This window comes from Proteus sp. GOKU (assembly GCF_015475555.1).
Lineage (GTDB): Bacteria > Pseudomonadota > Gammaproteobacteria > Enterobacterales > Enterobacteriaceae > Proteus > Proteus mirabilis_B.
The window spans coordinates 679,207-696,729 of the sequence record NZ_CP034105.1 but is presented as its reverse complement, the minus strand read 5'-3'; the positions used below and the strand labels follow the sequence as shown (position 1 = coordinate 696,729).

Sequence of the window (17,523 nt, the reverse complement as noted above, 5' to 3'; positions counted from 1 at the left end):
GTTCACTTTCTGATATCTAATACATCTATAAATACGAGAATCTCATCATTATTTGTTACGGTGAGTTTAAAAATGACAAAATTTAAAAGTGGACTAACGCCACAGCTTTCCTCTATTACAAAGAAAGTTGCTTGGTTTAATATCTTTATTCAATTAGCATTTCCCATCTCGGCAACGCTCCCTGCTAACGTTTTCGCAGAAGAGAATAGCCAAGAAAAACAAACTATTAATTTGGTACAAAAAACAAATAGTTATCAGGTTCAGAAAGATGACACACCTGAATCTATTGCGAAAAAATTTAATATAAAATTATTTAGGCTTATTGAAGCAAATCCTAATTATGTTTCTTTAGTCGGTAAATTAAAAATAAAAGAAGGTATTACGCTTAATATACCTAATGAGCCTTTCTCGACAAAAAAATGGCTAAATAACCATCAAGACACATCTATTCCAACGACAAACGAGCAAGAGCTTGCACAAATTATTGTTGCTCACTCATCTTTATTAAATAAAGAGACTGACGCAACACAATATGCAATAAGCCAAATATCAAGCAAGGCCAATCAACAAATAGAACAATGGTTAAATCAGTTCGGTCATGCTCGAGTTTCTCTTTCAACAGATAAAAAATTCACCTTGGAAGGAAGCTCTGCTGATCTTCTTATTCCACTCTATGATAGTGAAAAGAATTTAGTTTTTTCTCAAACCAGTTATCACCGTAAAGATTCTCGAAGCCAGTTAAATCAAGGTATTGGTTACCGACATTTTACTGACAAGTTTATGGTTGGCTTTAATGCTTTTTATGACTACGATTTAAGTCGATATCACAGCCGTTTTGGTATTGGTGCTGAAGTATGGCGAGACTATTTTAAGTTAAGTGCCAATCACTATCATCGTCTATCTAACTGGCGTACCTCTGACGATGTTATGGATTATAATGAGCGCCCTGCTAATGGTTGGGATATTCGCACTGAGAGCTATCTACCTGCATATCCACAATTAGGCGCAAAGCTTATATTTGAACAATATTACGGGAAAGAAGTCGGCTTATTTGGTAAAGATAATCGCCAAGAAAATCCTCACGCTTATACGGCTGGACTCACTTATACGCCAGTGCCTTTAATTACCTTCGGTGCTGAACGTCGCTTTGGTTTAAATGATAATAGTGATAATAAGTTTGATGTAAATATCCAATATCGACTTGGAGAATCACTCTCCTCACAACTTAATCCAGATAATGTTCGAGCAATGCGCTTAATGTCCGGAAATCGCTATGATTTTGTGAACAGAAATAACGACATCGTTTTAGAGTATAAAAAGAAAACCTTAGTATTTCTCTCAATTACACCGACAATTAATGGCTACGCAAAAGAAGAAAAAGATTTAGGTGTACAAGTTCGTTCTAAATATCCTGTTAAACAGATTGAATGGTCTGCGAGTCGCTTAATCGCTAATGGAGGTAAGATTAATCATAATAATAATCTTAGCTATTCAATCATTCTTCCTCGTCATATTTCAGGTTCACCTGAAAAGAATAGCTACACAATAAGCGCCGTTGCTATTGATGAACAAGGTAATCGTTCTGATCCGGTACAGAGTAAAATCATCGTCGATCAGTCTGCGATTAATACGCAAAATAGCCAATTTACGCCGAAAGCAACACAACTACCTGCCGACAATCATTCTGCACAAAATTTGACTTTATCAATTCTTGATAATGATAAGCTTCCTGTTGATATCGATATAAAAGAACTTTCATTAGATATTCAATCTGATGATCCAACTGGCAATAGCCGAGTTTCAAGTTTCAGTCGAATTGATGCAGGGAAATATCAAGTCACAATCACCGCAGGAAGTACTCCTGAAATTGTGACATTAACGCCCAAGTTTAGGGATAATACCTTTAATCAGGCTCAAGTGACTTTTGTTGCGGATACACATTCCGCCATTATTGCTAAAGGTGGATTAACTGTAATTAAAAACCACGCACCTGCTGACGGTAAAAGCCAAAATAAAATTCAAGTTATCGTAACAGACATTAATGCCAATAGAATTCCTAACTATCCAGTTTCTTTTACTGCCGATAATGGCGCAACGATTATTGCTCAAGCAAATACAAATGCTGAAGGTAAAATTATTGTTCCAATCACCAATACGCATATTGGTAAAAGCATCATTAATGTTAGTGTTAAAGATATTACCTATTCAACCAATGTTGATTTTATTGCCGATATTAACTCAGCAAAAATAAATACTTTCACTATTAACCCAAACAGCTCGTTTGCTAATGGGACAGATGAAAAATTTATTGCTTTAAATATCATTGATAAAAACAACAATCCTGTTCCTAATGCCAAAATTCAATTATCTGCTGATAATCAAGCACAACTCAAAGAAACAGAGTTACTAACGGATGTTCAAGGTAATGCATCAACAACGATGACCAGTAAAATAGCAGGTACAGTCACTGTAATTGCGCAGGTCAATAATATAGCAACGCAGAAAACAACGCAGTTTATTGCCGACCTATCCAACGGTAAAATTATTTCAGTGACACCATCGGCACCACCCTATATTGCAGATGGCAAAACAACAGTAACATTTACTGCTGTCGTTGAAGATAAGAATCACAATATCTTACCGAATGCGAAAGTCATTTGGTCTACTAATCGTGATCAACAAATTGTTTCTATTAATGAAGTTTCAACAACAGATAATCACGGTATTGCTCAAACGACGGTAACTAGTACTCAAGCCTTTGATGTTATTGTCACAGCAAGTATCAGTAATGAATCACTCGATGCATCACCTATTACTTTCACTGCTAATCATCAACAAGGTTTAATTACTTTAACCACGAATAAAACTGAATTAATTGCAAATAATAAAGAACAAGCAATACTCACCGCCGTGGTGAAAGATAAGTTTGGTAATAAATTACCTAACGTCACCGTTGAATGGCAATCGAGTGTCTCAACCACACTCGATAAACAAAAAAGTGTGACCGATAATCAAGGACAGACAACCAATCAAATTCGGACCCAAAAAGCAGGTGCGACAGAAATTATTGCCACTCTTTCAAATAAAGAAAAAGCACAAGTCACATTAACCGCTATTGCCGATCCAAATAGCGCCAATATTGTCTTAACCACTGTAAATAACAAAACAGAAGCGGTTGCAGATAATAGCGATACTATTACCTTAATGGCACATGTTACGGATGCTAAAAATAACCCATTAATAAAACAATCTGTATTCTGGAATTCAACCCATAATGTGTTGAGTGAGAATATGGTGAAAACCGATGATAATGGTAATGTACAAGTTGTGATAAAAGGGACTGAAGCACAACCGACAACGGTCACAGCAACACTAGAAAATAGCCAAAGCGCTACCCAAAATCTTCGTTTTATTGCAGGCCAAGTTAATGCATCACAAAGTACATTTTCGATTGATCCTCAATCTATCGTGGCAAATGGCAGTTCCTTCGCAACAGGGACAATTACTCTAAAAGATAAATTCGGTAACCTTGTTCCGAAACAAGAGAAATTTATTGCTCTCTCTGGTGATAACACCACCATCAAATTTAGCGCACTCAAAGAAATCGATACTGGCGTTTATCAGACAACGATTAACGGTAGGCAAGAAGGTATTAGTCTTATTAGTGCTCAATATGCCAATGCAACAAATACCTTTAATTTAACTCAACCTCTTGGTTTTATTGCTGACAAGCAAAATGCCATAATTAATGCAGTTAATGTTATTGCCCCTTTTGATGTCACGGCAAATGGCACAGATCAAGTCATCATTCGTGCAAAAATTGTTGATAAACAAGGCAACCCAAGCATGGAAGGTATTGCTGTGGGTTGGTTAACCTCACTAGGCAGACTTTCGTTACCTATCAGCAAAACAGATAAAAATGGGATTGCAGAAATCACCTTAAGTAGTACACAAGCGGGTACAGCACAAGTTACAGCGATGCTCGATAGCCAACAATCTCTTGATGCTGACCATTTGATTAACTTTAACACTGATGTGGTTTCTGCCGATAAGTCTCAACTATCACTTATCCCCAACACCATTATTTCTGAAACAGGTCGTTCTCAAATTACTTTAACGCTAAAAGATAAATACGATAATTTATTAACAGGGTTAAAGGACAAAATCAGCGTTACCTATAGTGCTGATTTAACCGCAACCACAACAACATTTAATGAAATCTCCACTGGGGTTTATCAAGCACAAGTTAGTGCGTTGAAAGCAGGTCAAACAACAATCAGTGCCAAAATAAATTCAGTGACACTGACACAAACTGCACTATTGACGGTTCTACCTAATCGCCAGACAGCCAAAGTCGATAAGTTTGTGATCAGTGATACACAACCTCATGCAGGCGACACCATTACTTATCACGCTTATATTAGCGATAAGAATGATAATCCTGTTAACAGTGGCGTAAGTGTCACATGGACGGCAGATAAAGAGAGCTTACTCAATAGACCACTGACATTTACAGACAATAAAGGTGTTGCAGACGTTGAATTAACACGTAATCCAGCAGGTATCGCTAAAGTTAATGCGGTATTAATTTCAGGTAGTTACCCTGCCCCTGATGTCAATTTTGTGGCTGATGATGTTGATGAAAATAGTTCAGAAATCAACTTAATACCGGCAACAATCATCGCCAATGGTACAGATAAAGCATTACTGACTTTAACGATTAAAGATAAAGGCGGTAATATTCTGCCAGATCAGCAAGTTGAGGGGACCTCTAATAACCCAACCATTCAATTTAGCTCAGCCAAACAAGTCTCTCCGGGTCATTATGAAATTGAAGCCACAGGGACTAAATCAGGTACAGCGCAATTAAGTGTTAAAGTTAATGGTGTTGATTTCAAAAAACAAAAAACCTTACAACTGCGTGCTGACGCAACAACCTGGCAAGTAAAATCTGTCGATGTCGATAGAACAACCATGATTGCGGGTGATAAAGGCGTTAATTATCAAGCAATCATTGTTGACGCTAATGACAATATATTGCCTAACATTATTGTGTCATGGAAGTTACAAGGTTTAGCTGATGACTATGACTTTAGTACCTATACAGACACTAATGGTGTCGCAAGAACCAAAGTCACCAGCACAGTTGCCGGTATATTGAAAATGAGTGCTTATCTTGATTTAAATAATCATAAGCCAATTCAAGATGTCACTGTAACTCCTGCTGATATTGATGCCAATAAATCAACCTTTAGTAGCAATCGCCAATCAATAGGTGGAGATGATAAAGATAGCGCCCTACTGACTGTGAACTTAATGGATAAATACAGTAATACTATTGATGGTAAAACTGTTTCGGTTAAAGCCACCAGTGGTAGAGCTAATTTTAGTGATAACCCACTAAATTCATTAGGAAAGGGTAAATATCAAACCAGTCTTACTTCAAACATTAAAACAGATATTATCGTCACGGCGGAAGCAGAAGGAATAACCATTGCGAAGCCATTAACCATTAAAGTGACTATTCCAAAACCTGATATTATTTTTGACAAACAAATCCAGCAAGAGACCTATGCTTCAGCACCTGTCAATGCATTAGGTTATACGGGATTACCTAATAATATTAATGTGATGTGGTCTAGTTCTGATCCCACTATTGCCTCTATTGATACAACTAGTGGGAGTATTTCGATGAAAAAAGCGGGTACTGCCATTATCACACTACAAACATCAGGTAATGATCAATATCAACCGGCTCAAAGTAGTTATCCTTTAGTCATTGAAAAAGCCGCGCCTATTTTGCAACTAGCTTCATCCGGTGCAATTACATCTGTGTGGAATGATGGAATAACGCACAAGGTTGATGCCACTTTTGGTAATACCGACGTAAAAAATATTCCTTTATATTATGTCAGTGATGATCAACGCATAGCCATCGTTGATACACAAGGAACTATTACAGAAGTGAAGCCGGGTAAAACTAAAATACACATCAAAAGTGATGCAACTGATCAATTTCTAGCAGATGCTGTTACTGTGGATTATGAGCAAGATAAAGGCACACTCCAAATCACTTTTGCAAAAAATGACATTATTTTATCTGAAACAGATACTAATATTGATGTACAACAACCCACAACGCCATTACCTAAACAAGCTCAAGGTATCTGGTCAGCAAAAGATCCGAATATTGTCGCGATAAAGGAAAGTGGCGTTATTGTTAAAGTTAACCCCGGTAGAACAGACATCATTTTGACTTCAAAAGAAAATGACTACTTTTATCAATCTCAAGGTTCTTATTCTGTAGATGTCCGAAAAGTACCTCATATCACTATGAATTCTGTAACACGAAGAGTGGATAATGAAAAAAATGCACAAATCACACCTAATGCAAATACACCAATAAATTGGACTCCTGTTTATGACAAAGACTCATTAACCTTTTCTTGGTTACCGCCAGATACATCTGCAAGTGATTATGCCGTTAATCTTGAATTATGGGATGGTAATCAAAAAACTAGCCAAATATTTGCTTATGACCGAACTCAACTTATTGGAGGACAAGCACAAAAAACCGAATTCAAAATCGATAAGACTTTATTTACAAGTACTCAGCTTAAAATCAAAGTCATTGTATTTGATCTTCTTGACCATGATCCGAATACAAATACAGGTAGGCAATATGCGGTTTATTATCCACTAGATGTAAAACACATTGATCCTATGTATATGGATTTAGAATTAAGCGGTTCTATTTCATTTATTACTACTCGTGATGCGAGTGTATCAAGAAATTCATGTAGAGCGACTCAATTAGATGATATGGTGCATGTTATTGCAAGACCAATGTTCACCTTAGGAAATAGCACTAATCATTTCCTTACACCAATAACAGTTTCACATAAACTTATTGATATAAAAGGTGCATCATCCCGTAGCACGGTCGACTATCAAGACGAAAACAATTATGACTCAACGGTTTATAATGAAGAACTTCAATCTAATAGTCATACTATGGCAATGAAAGAAGATTGTTGGTCTACTGGTGCAGGCTCCTCAGCACACCGTGGTAATGCAACATTAATAACTTATGTCACTATCGCTGGTGAAACACATGAATTTCAACAACATGTAAACTGGGATGGTGATGGTGGAGCATCCCTGAATAACATAGAGAAAATTAGTCAACTTTAATCAAAATGATTAGATTAATAATAAAGAGCCCATTAGGGCTCTTTATTAATTTAAAGCTATTTTTCTAATAATTTTATTCCGTTAATTTATATCTCTCTTGATATCTCACATTTACCAATGTGACCAATAAAGCAAAGAGGGCAATCACTGCGGCTAGCCCAAAGCCTCCGCTATATCCAATCACAGCAGTTAAACTCACTAACATCATTGCACACGCCATTTCCCCTATATCACGCATACTTTGTACGGCGGTCATATCCGTACCCGCTTGATTATCGGTTGAGGCAAATCGCATACCTGCGGTCATAATCGCCACAGAAGTGATCCCTGATGATAAAGAGCCTAAAACTATACATATAGCAACCATTGGAAGACTAATCGTGCCCGTTGATTGTGAAAGCCATAATAATGAGGAGCCTAAAGCACACAGCAATCCTGCGGAAAAAGCTCGCCAAACGCCGATTTTATTAATTAACCAAGCCCCACCACCGCAGCCAAAGAACAGAGTTACCATTCCTCCCATCATGCCCATTTTTCCGACATCAGCTAAAGACCAGCCACTGTCAGTTAAAAACAATTTTGCTAAACCAAAGCCTGAAACTGCCGTCACCGCTGAAAGCAATGTCAGGGTTAATAGTCTGATAGCTCCTTTTCTTCGTACCGTTTTTAATAAGCTTGCATTAGGATGATCACTGTTTTCCCCTGCTTCATATTTGGCTTTTTGTTGAAAGAGCGTAATTGATATCAAACTAATGGCAGGGATCGACGCAAAGAATAACAATGTATTTTGCTGCCCTAATGTATCGCTTAACATCATCATTCCAGCCCCTCCTAAGAAAAAGCCCCCCATCACGCCTGCAATTTGAATCGCATTAATTTTAGATAATAGTGTGCCACTCGCATGTTCAGCCGCCATTCCATCCGTCGCGATATCTTGTGTTGCACTCGCTAATGAAGCGATAGCTAATAAAGCCACACCCCATTTAGCCATCTCAACAGAAATACCTATTAATGCTAAAAGCAATAAACAAAACGTCACAATGATCTGCATAGGAATAATCCAGCTACGGCGACGACCTAAAGATTTAAACCAATAATTATCAACCACAGGTGCCCATAAAAATTTTAATACCCACGGTAATCCGACTAGTGGAATAAATGCGATTGCACTTAAAGCTGAGCCTTCTTGGCGTAATAATGTAGGCAATGCATCCATTGCAATTCCCATCGGAATACCTTGTGCTAAATAAAGTAAACCTAGCGTTATCACTAATTGCCGATGTTTTAATAATTCTTGCATAACAGACTCCAATTACTGTCTTTTTAGTAGAAAAAGACCCATCAAAAAAAAGAAAACGGCACTGATCAACAAGGCACAACTTACCCACCACAAAGCAGCATGAGTTATAAATAAGTGACTAAAGACACTGATAAATAAAACCACGCTACTTATGGTTAAAATAAGAAAAGTAAGTTTGATCACTTGCGGATAAAGAAAATAAAAAAGAAGCGTTATCAACCAAACACCAAAAAAAGGCAGTATCGGTGATAACGCGGAGAAAATAGCGATAGGAATTAAACATGTACTGGCAAAAATTAAACCAGAACAACCTCCTAACACTAAACGGGAACTGATATTAATGGGCTTTTTTAATACCCAAATCACTAATCCACTAAAGGTCAATACACAGGCCATCATTCCCATTAGGCAATGAAGCACCGATAAACTAAAGTTTGCAGCACCTGTCCATAAATATTGACCATAATGCAAAGGCTGAACGGCAATAAAAGCACGCGTCCAAAATGCCTGAGATGCAGAACTTTTTTCTGCAACCCAGTGATTATCTAAGCCAGAAAAAAAGAACTGCTCAAAATTAGCGGTGCTGGGTAAATATAAATGAGTACCACTGACTGTGATTTGCTGTTCAGCACGATCTTTATGTTTCCAATTAATAGCTTCAGGAATAAAGTCTGGTTTTTCTTGTGAAAGTTGAATTAACAATGAGCTAGGAGAAGATGCAGTAAACTCAGATGAAATGGGTGTTGATTGTCCCATTAGTTTCATCATGACTTGTGCTGGTGCATCAGGCTCCACATATTTCGCCAGCATTAATGTACCGAATGCCCCTAATCCTGATAATGCCCCGGTTAAAGCAAATATAACGAGCCACGGATAACTCCATAATCCAATAACATTATGCAAATCAAAGAAAAACAGCCTACGCCCTTGATTAAAACGGAGTCGAAATAATTGATAGATTTTACGGTGATGAATAACAATGCCGGTTATTAGTAATAGCGCAAAAACAAAACCAAATAAGCTAATAAATAATCGTCCAGAAAAACCCAAAAATAGATTTTTATGTAGATTAACAATAGGAGAGATTACCTCTCTTAATCTAATTTCTTCACCTGTTTGTGCATTTAATTGTAGTGAACAATCCCCCATTCCTTGGCAGAAAGTAATAATAGGATGATCAATCGATGCTAATTTCACACTATTAAAACCGTTTTCACCTAAGAGGTATTCACCTTTTACTAATAACTGATCTAATGGCAATAATTCTTTATTTAACGGCTTAAATTGAGCCCATAAATTTAAATTTTCATGCGCTAATGACCATGTACCTGTAAATAAAATAACAAATAATAGAATGCCAAATAAGGTTCCTGTTTGACGATGAAGTTGTGAGAACTGGCGTTTTAATATCGCTTTCATAAAGTAAACTCCAACAATATTAAAGGTAAAGGCCACCAGCTCCATGCTCGCCAAAATACCTGTTTTCCATTCACTGAAAGCAAACTAAAACAGAGCATTCCACATAGAAATAAAACAGGTAAAAAGACGGCTGCATACAGACGATCAAGCGGATCTACACTGGGATAAAAGGTTGTTATCAGTAATGACAGCGTAATACTTCCGATTACGCTGCCTAAAACAGCACAACTGATCAGCAGTGCTTTTTGCATTAGAAATCAGCCTTGATATTCAACATCACATTACGAGGTTCACCGTAACGGTTATTCCATTGCGGAGAGAACAGGCTTGAGTAGTAACGCTTATCAAAGACGTTATTAATATTTAATGCTGCAGACCAGTTTTCATTAATTTGGTAGCCTAAACGTGTATTAAATATCGCATAGCCACCTTGGCGTAACGTAATTTCTCCGTTAGTTTTGCTATATTCACTTTGTGCTTGAATACCACCGCCCACGCTCCATTTACGTGCATCCCAAGGCAATTGATAGTTTGTCCACGCTCTGACCATATGACGAGGCACTAATGAGTTAAAACTATTGCCTTTATTAAGGGTGTCTTCTTTATATTCTGTGTCAGTGTAGGTATAACCGACAGAGAGATCCCAAAATGGCGATAAATACCCCATTCCTTCAATATCAAAGCCTTGGCTAACAACTTTGCCACCACTAATAAGATAGGTATTAAAACCACCACCAGGATGTGCAGGATCTTCTTGTGGATTATTTTTCATATCAATACGGAAAACCGCGGCGGAGACGTTAAGCCCACCATTCATCAACGCACCTTTGAATCCCGTTTCAACAGTTTGTCCTTCTACTGGTTTTAACATTTCACCACTCCAAGTTTTCCCTGTTTGTGGTTGATAAACCGTAGAATAACTGCTGTACCATGACCATTGAGGTGCAAAGTCCCAAATCAAACCACCATAAGGCGTGATTTTTCCATTTTCAGTGAACTTAGCTTGCGGTTTTGTCACTTCCCACCAGCTTGCCCTTGCTCCTGCAACCAACGTAACAGGCTCAATAAGCTTGATCCGGCTCATTCCATAAACGCCAGTTTGTTCTGTTTTTGTCGCACCTTGAGAGGAATAGCCCGTTACTTGTGGTTTTGGTACACTATGAGGATCCCAACGATAAACATTCACAGGAACATTGAGAGGATCTTTAAATTGCCCAGTATGTTGTTCCTCGCTAGCTTTCGAATAACTCATCCCTACTATCACATCATGCTGCAATCCCCAGCCACTGAGTTTTCCTGTGACATTGGTATCGAGACTTGTTTGATAGTTATGGAACTTGTAAGCGCCCCCCATCAGCATGGCTCCATCACCCGTTTCAGGATCAATATTTCCCCATGCTCCTGCATACAGCAAACGCGCTTTAGCATATTGATAATCAGCATTTATTTTAAACAGCCAATCATCATTAATTTGATGTTCAATTCCAGTAAATAGACGTGTGGTATCCCATTTGAATTTATCCCAATCAGCATCTAAATAGGTTTTACGAGAAAGATGTAAATCGCTCCCATCTTTCCCCATTGGCACACCAGCCATATTGGTGATGGAATCGATTGTTTGATATTGAATACCTGTGCGTAATAGCGTGTTAGATGTTAAATCAGCATCAACAGTGGCATAAATTAAGCGTGTTTTTTGATCTGAAATATCGTAGAAGAAATCTTTATCTTCCCATGCCATTACAACTCGACCACGGACACTACCGTCTTGATTTAAACGCCCGCCCACATCGACTTCACCGCGATAACGGTTCCAACTTCCAGCCGTAAATGTTGCTTTTAATTGATCGTCTAAAGGTGCATGTTTACGTACCATATTGACGGTTGCCGCAGGATTCCCCATTCCATGCATTAATCCGTTAGAGCCTTTTAAGATCTCAACACGTTCATAAACAGCCATATCTTGCGGCGAACTTGCCATATTTCCCATTAAAGCAGGAACACCATCAAGCTCAAAAGAATTGATTTGAAAGCCACGAGCGTAATAAGCTGTTGTTAATAAAACAAAAGGTGCGCTAGTAACCCCATTAGCGCGAGTCATTACTTCATCAAGGGTATTTAAGTTTTGAGTTTCTATTTGCTCTCTGTCTATCACAGAGACTGTTTGAGGGATCTCTCTGGGCTTAAGTGCCATTTTACTTAATGTACTAACGCCTGGAGCAAGGTTATCGCGGTGTTGTGCTGTGCTTTCCGTCACCACCAAAACATCGACTTCTTTATTATTTTCTGTTGCTGTATTAGCGATAGCAGAAAGTGAAAATAAAGCGGTAGAACACAAAATAGCGCATTGTGTTAATGCCAATTTATTTTGTGTGCGTTGATTTAATACTGGTGATAATTTCTGTGTTTTATCTAAGTCAGCTAAAGAAGAAATGTAAACCATACCTATCCCAAAATATTCAAATGATAATGGTTATCACTCTATCAATTTTGGGATTAAGGTATTTTCGATTGCCAAATTATCTCTTTCGATTGCCAATCGATATTACGCAACAACTAATGAAGATCGAAAAACTCAATATGATCCACAAAAACGTGAGAACCATATTGAAGATAACAACAATACATCAGGAGAACCTTCTTCAATGACTTTTCCATCATCAAGCACAATGACATGATCCGCCCGTTTGGCAATATCCGGATCATGAGTGATCACGACTCGAGTGGATGTTAGGTTTTCAAGATAAAGAGCCACTTTTTCACGACTGACTGTATCAAGGCTTGCCGTAGGTTCATCTAAAAATAAGATCTTAGGATCGGCTAATAATGAACGCGCTAAGCATAATCGTTGCTTTTGTCCTCCAGAATAACGGTCACCTTGTTCTCCTACATCTTCATCTAAATCAGTTTGAATCAACGGTAAATTCAATGCATTGAGTAACTGTAAAATATCCTTATCACTGATTGTTGATTGCTCATCTTGTAATAATGACCAGCGTAAAGTGCCTCTAATTAACTGGTTATGCTGAAATACGATTTGTCTTGTTTGCGCTAATACACTCCCAGATAAGTCGTTAACTTTTTTATCTCCATAAAAAACTTGCCCTTTATCCGCATCAATAAGACGCGCTAAAACACGTAGTAATGTTGTTTTACCTGCACCAGAACTGCCGACAATTGCCGTCATTTTTTTATCGGGGCATAGCGCTGTTATGTTAGAGAGGATCGGCGTACCTAAACTATTATTCACATCCAGTTGTTCACAACGAATGTCATTGCTTTTAGGCGTATCACTCTGTTTTGGGCTTTGTAATGTAGGAGCATCCAATGCGTTTTTAATTAATGTTAGTGACTGCTTGCTTTGTCTTAATGCTTGATCAATATGAGAAAGCTGAAATAACGGTTCAATAAAGCGAGCAATTAATACGACAACAGCTAACCACTGCGCTAAGGTGAGTTTGTTAGCATCAACATTTATCACACCAAACACGAGAACTGCGATAAAAATACCCTGAATGCAGAGAGAAAAAATTAAATGGTAAGGTAAACTCCGCTGTAATAACTGTACCTGTTGGTGATGTTGCGCTAACAAATCTTGCTGTAATTGCTGTGAAAATTGTGTATTGCGTCCACTTTTACGCAATAACGCCTGATGTTGTGCAAAATCAGCCAATGTTTTTACTGCAACGTTCTCCGCAGTTTGAAGTGTAGCCTCTTGTTTATGCAATCCTTTGGCACTGATCCGCATCACAACAACAAGCAAGAACGCAGATAGCATAAAAATAAATGCAAAAGTGACGTTATAAAATAAAAGGCCAATAATGACCGTTAATGGTGTGACAACCACACTGATCACCGGAGCCAGTAAATGGGCAGGAATGCTCATTGCACTCATAGCAGCCCCTGAGCACAGTGTTTGCGCTTGGGGAGGTGGCGTTAAACTACGAGGCAAATGACGGATCAAGGCTTGAACCAAGATTTTCATCACCGTCGTCCCCGCAAGAAAACCATTTAATGTCGCAATGTACTGAAAAACCAATGTAATTAATGTTAATCCCGCTAACATCCATAAATATTGGCTTGGGTCTTGATGCCAATAAATAATAATAGGTAATAACAATAATCCACATAGCCCTTCTAAAATGGCACTAAAAACCATAAAACTAAGGGGAAATTTTAAAGATAAGAGTAATGAAACAAAGGGATTAGTCTTCATTTTGCTCTCCTTGTTTCTGAACAAAATCACGATAGCGTTCACACTCAAGTAGCAAATCATCATGATTTCCCATTGCTACTAACTTTCCATCAACCATAAATATCACTCTATTCACCTGCTGTGCTAACGCCAAAGAATGTGTCACAACAATTCGTGTCATTGTTTTATTTTTCAATGCATTAAAAATATGTTGTGCATTATCAGGATCAAGCGCTGAAGAAGGTTCATCAGCCAATAACAACGGGCTATTAGCAATAAAAGCGCGAGCTATCGCTAAGCGTTGTGCTTCACCACCAGAAAGTGGCATTTCATCATTGATGATCGTTGATAAACCTTGAGGTAGAAGTTCAATGACTTCAGCAAAATGCGTATCATTAATTGCAGATTGCAGTTGTTCTTCATTGCAATTTGGATTAAATAACAATAGGTTATCTTTAATCGAATAAGGCAATGGTTGACTATTTTGCATTACCACTGTGGTGATTTGGTTTAATGCATGACGTGAATATGCTTGTAAGCGCTTATTCTCAATTAAGATCTCACCTGATGTTGCATCCATAAATCGAGCAATCAGTTGTAATAACGAGCTTTTACCTGCGCCAGAAGGTCCGACGATGGCAATAAACTCTCCTTTTTTAATTTCAAAATTAATATTATTGAGGATCTTTTTATCACCATAAGCGAGGCAAACAGAATCTGCCGTTAACGCTACCTGATGAGAAATACTCTCTACAGATTGCTCACCATATTGCATTTCAGATTGCTGTAATAATTGCTGGATTTGCTGTGCGGATTGTTTTGCAATACGTAATGCATCGCCACCATGTCCCATCGCCATGACTGGTTCAGCAATACGTCTTAGTAATAAAATAAACAGCAATAAATCTGCCAACGGTAATGTTTGTTCAAAAGTAACCGCTCCCAGTAATAACCAGCCCGTGAGTAAGGTTGCACTTAATAATAACTGGGTTAGTGATCCCAATAGTCCAACTCGTTTAACCCAATTTTGAAAATGAAAAACAAAATTAAATAAGGCTTTTTCTGTTTTACTGATAATGCCTTTATGTGGAAATTGACGTGCAACAAGTGGGTTTTCTGCCAGGAGTTGATAATCTTCAAAGAGTGCTTTCATCGCACTATCACGCTGTTCACAATAGGTTTGATAACGTGAAGATTGTGTTTGTTTAAAACAAAAATAAGCGATGATGAGAGGAATAAGAGCAAAAAGCAGTAAAGAAAGATTTAATATTGATAACACCATTATCGCAATAACAGGTACAACAATAAATTGCACAATATCAGCAGGTGCATGAGCAATTAATTGATGTAACGCTTTAATATCACGCTGAACATATTGATTAACGCCATTTTTTCCTTGGCTAACAAACCAATTTAACGGTAATTTCTGCATTTTTTCTGATAATGCTAATCGTAATTGGTAGGTTAATTTGGCATCCATTAAATGTGTTAAATGAAATGCAATGGTTTGTGATATTAGCCATACAACGCCACCAATAACAGCAATGGTTAACCACAACGTATTACTAGAGGGGAAAGAAAGAAGAAGCTGATAAAGTGCTAACCACGGTACTAAAGAGCTAAAACCTGCAACTGCTTGTAGCAACAAGGCACCTATTAATAAAGGGTGATAAGGACGTAATAATGCCCATAATTCATTATGCATAATAATCTCCACAACATATTGTGGCACTATAACGAAAAGGGTATTTACCCTCTAGCGACAAGGCTTTAGATTGCGTGACTATTACTTTCGATTTAGAAGCAAATTGCTTATTTACTAAGCAAGATAGAGAGAAGTGAAATTAATTACCTGTTTAAGGTGTAGTAATTAACATTGAAAGAATATCAATATTACCCATAAACTTAATAAAATCAATTAAGGTGTAAAATGCCCTTTGCGTACATCACCCGGTAATATACCAAAACGTTTACGAAATGCGACGGAAAAATGAGCTGGCGTATACCCAACATAATAGGCAACACTTGAGATAGATTCCCCTTCATTTAGCAACATATTATATGCGGTTTGTAAGCGATATTCTTGTAGCCAACCATAAACAGAATTACCAAATAATTGACGAAACCCTTGGGTGAGTTTTCGTGTATTTAATCCCACGCGTGTTGCTAATATTTCAAGTTTCGGTGGTGTTTCCATTTCAGCAATTAAAATCTCTTTCGCCTGTTTTAAGCTGTTTTTTTCACGTTGGCTTAATGGTCTATTAGCTGGCTCTTGTGCATGACATAAATATTGCAAACTTAATGAAGCAAATTCGCACGCTTTACCAGAGTAATAAAGTGGTTTTAAAGAGTCGTGAACTGGATTTTGAAATAACTGCATGGTTAACGCCAAAAAAGTGTTATCCATAGTCAGATGATGCAACATGAGTGATTGATTTTGTTGCAGGATGGGAGGCAACAAAATATGTTGTTGCTCAAGCCACTGAGATGATAATTGCAATAATGTGTATCTTAGGGGATCGCCAGATTTAAATTGATTCAATAAAGAATAGCGTTCAACACTATTAGCAATAAAAATACTTGGTGTTGCTATCTCTATTTTCTGCCCATTGACACTTTCACTAATCACACTTCCACTATGAACAGCCACTAAATTAAAGCCGGCTTGATAAGTCTCTTCAATCTGCAGATCTTCCGTGGTTTCTAATACACCTTGGCGCAATAGAATTTGGTCTTGAAAGCGATATTCTTCAACCTGCTGATGCTTAGGTTGATAACCAATGTATGAATAGAATGAAGAGTGTTGAGACATAATAGAAAGATATCAGCAGAGTAAATAATCACCTATGTTGTCAGCTATATTGTCAAACATTCAACGAAATAGCAATCATTATCATTTATGTCGAATAGCCTATTTTAAAGACAGGGTGCTTGTACCACAAATCTAACAACTTGAAGAAAAATTGGGGGGAGAAAACCTCCCCCACCAAACTATTTATTGCACATCAAAATAGCTTGAACTACAGTGCTTCCATCACTAATGTTAAGAGAACATAATCGTTCACCTACAATCATTGTGAAAGAAAGAACGGTCGCACAAATAACAGTAATTCCAAATAAGGTTATTTTAGTCAATTTTATTGACTCCTTTGTGAAAAGGAGACAGAATCAAGTTGTTCAGGTTTGAGTCTGTCCCCGGATTTTATGAGAATAAAATTCGGGGCTTTTCTCTTTCTGGCTTTTGCAAAATGCTTGAACCAAAATGATCCAAGCACCCACTAATATAGTAACAGAAATTTCTCTATCCCCTATACCTTATCAGTGGTAAATCACAAATTTAATCAAGTTAAAACAACATATTAGCTGATTGCGTAAAATGATTTACTATTGACTCAAACGCCAAAAAAAGACAAAA

General features: G+C 37.6%; 9 protein-coding genes. 1 reads left to right on the top strand and 8 read right to left on the bottom strand.

The genetic code is table 11. From position 1 onward, the window contains the following. The first annotated feature begins 72 nt into the window (after window positions 1-72). Window positions 73-7,194 (top strand): Ig-like domain-containing protein, encoded by a 7,122-nt coding sequence (locus EHE21_RS03225; RefSeq protein WP_194951828.1) that lies wholly within the window; start codon window positions 73-75, stop codon window positions 7,192-7,194. Between the two features lie 73 nt (window positions 7,195-7,267). Here the strand turns inward: EHE21_RS03225 and EHE21_RS03220 are convergent, their stop codons facing one another. The 8 genes from EHE21_RS03220 to EHE21_RS19025 form a co-directional block, all read right to left on the bottom strand. Further along, the gene (locus EHE21_RS03220) at window positions 7,268-8,494 is read right to left on the bottom strand and encodes a RhtX/FptX family siderophore transporter (RefSeq protein WP_194951827.1); all 1,227 of its coding nucleotides are present in this window, start codon (window positions 8,492-8,494) and stop codon (window positions 7,268-7,270) included. Window positions 8,495-8,506: 12 nt separating this feature from the next. Then, window positions 8,507-9,913, bottom strand: coding sequence for a PepSY-associated TM helix domain-containing protein (locus tag EHE21_RS03215; RefSeq protein ID WP_194951826.1), 1,407 nt, complete (start codon window positions 9,911-9,913; stop codon window positions 8,507-8,509). Beyond that, window positions 9,910-10,164: a hypothetical protein gene (locus EHE21_RS03210; protein ID WP_109393204.1), complete on the bottom strand. Its 255-nt coding sequence runs from the start codon at window positions 10,162-10,164 to the stop codon at window positions 9,910-9,912. Before EHE21_RS03210 ends, EHE21_RS03215 begins: the two co-directional genes overlap by 4 nt. Then, a complete protein-coding gene (locus EHE21_RS03205) occupies window positions 10,164-12,356 on the bottom strand; it encodes a TonB-dependent siderophore receptor (protein ID WP_194951825.1) in 2,193 nt (730 codons plus the stop codon). The genes EHE21_RS03210 and EHE21_RS03205 overlap by 1 nt, the downstream gene beginning before the upstream one ends. 132 nt (window positions 12,357-12,488) lie before the next feature. After that, on the bottom strand, window positions 12,489-14,129 hold the full coding sequence (locus tag EHE21_RS03200; protein WP_194951824.1) for an ATP-binding cassette domain-containing protein: 1,641 nt from the start codon (window positions 14,127-14,129) through the stop codon (window positions 12,489-12,491). Continuing rightward, a complete protein-coding gene (locus tag EHE21_RS03195) occupies window positions 14,119-15,813 on the bottom strand; it encodes an ATP-binding cassette domain-containing protein (protein WP_194951823.1) in 1,695 nt (564 codons plus the stop codon). The genes EHE21_RS03200 and EHE21_RS03195 overlap by 11 nt, the downstream gene beginning before the upstream one ends. Before the next feature lie 213 nt (window positions 15,814-16,026). After that, window positions 16,027-16,920 carry an AraC family transcriptional regulator gene (locus EHE21_RS03190; protein ID WP_194951822.1) on the bottom strand — a complete coding sequence of 298 codons (894 nt, stop codon included), beginning with the start codon at window positions 16,918-16,920 and terminating at the stop codon, window positions 16,027-16,029. Between the two features lie 179 nt (window positions 16,921-17,099). Then, the gene (locus EHE21_RS19025) at window positions 17,100-17,183 is read right to left on the bottom strand and encodes a type I toxin-antitoxin system Hok family toxin (protein WP_247603653.1); all 84 of its coding nucleotides are present in this window, start codon (window positions 17,181-17,183) and stop codon (window positions 17,100-17,102) included. Window positions 17,184-17,523 lie beyond the last annotated feature (340 nt).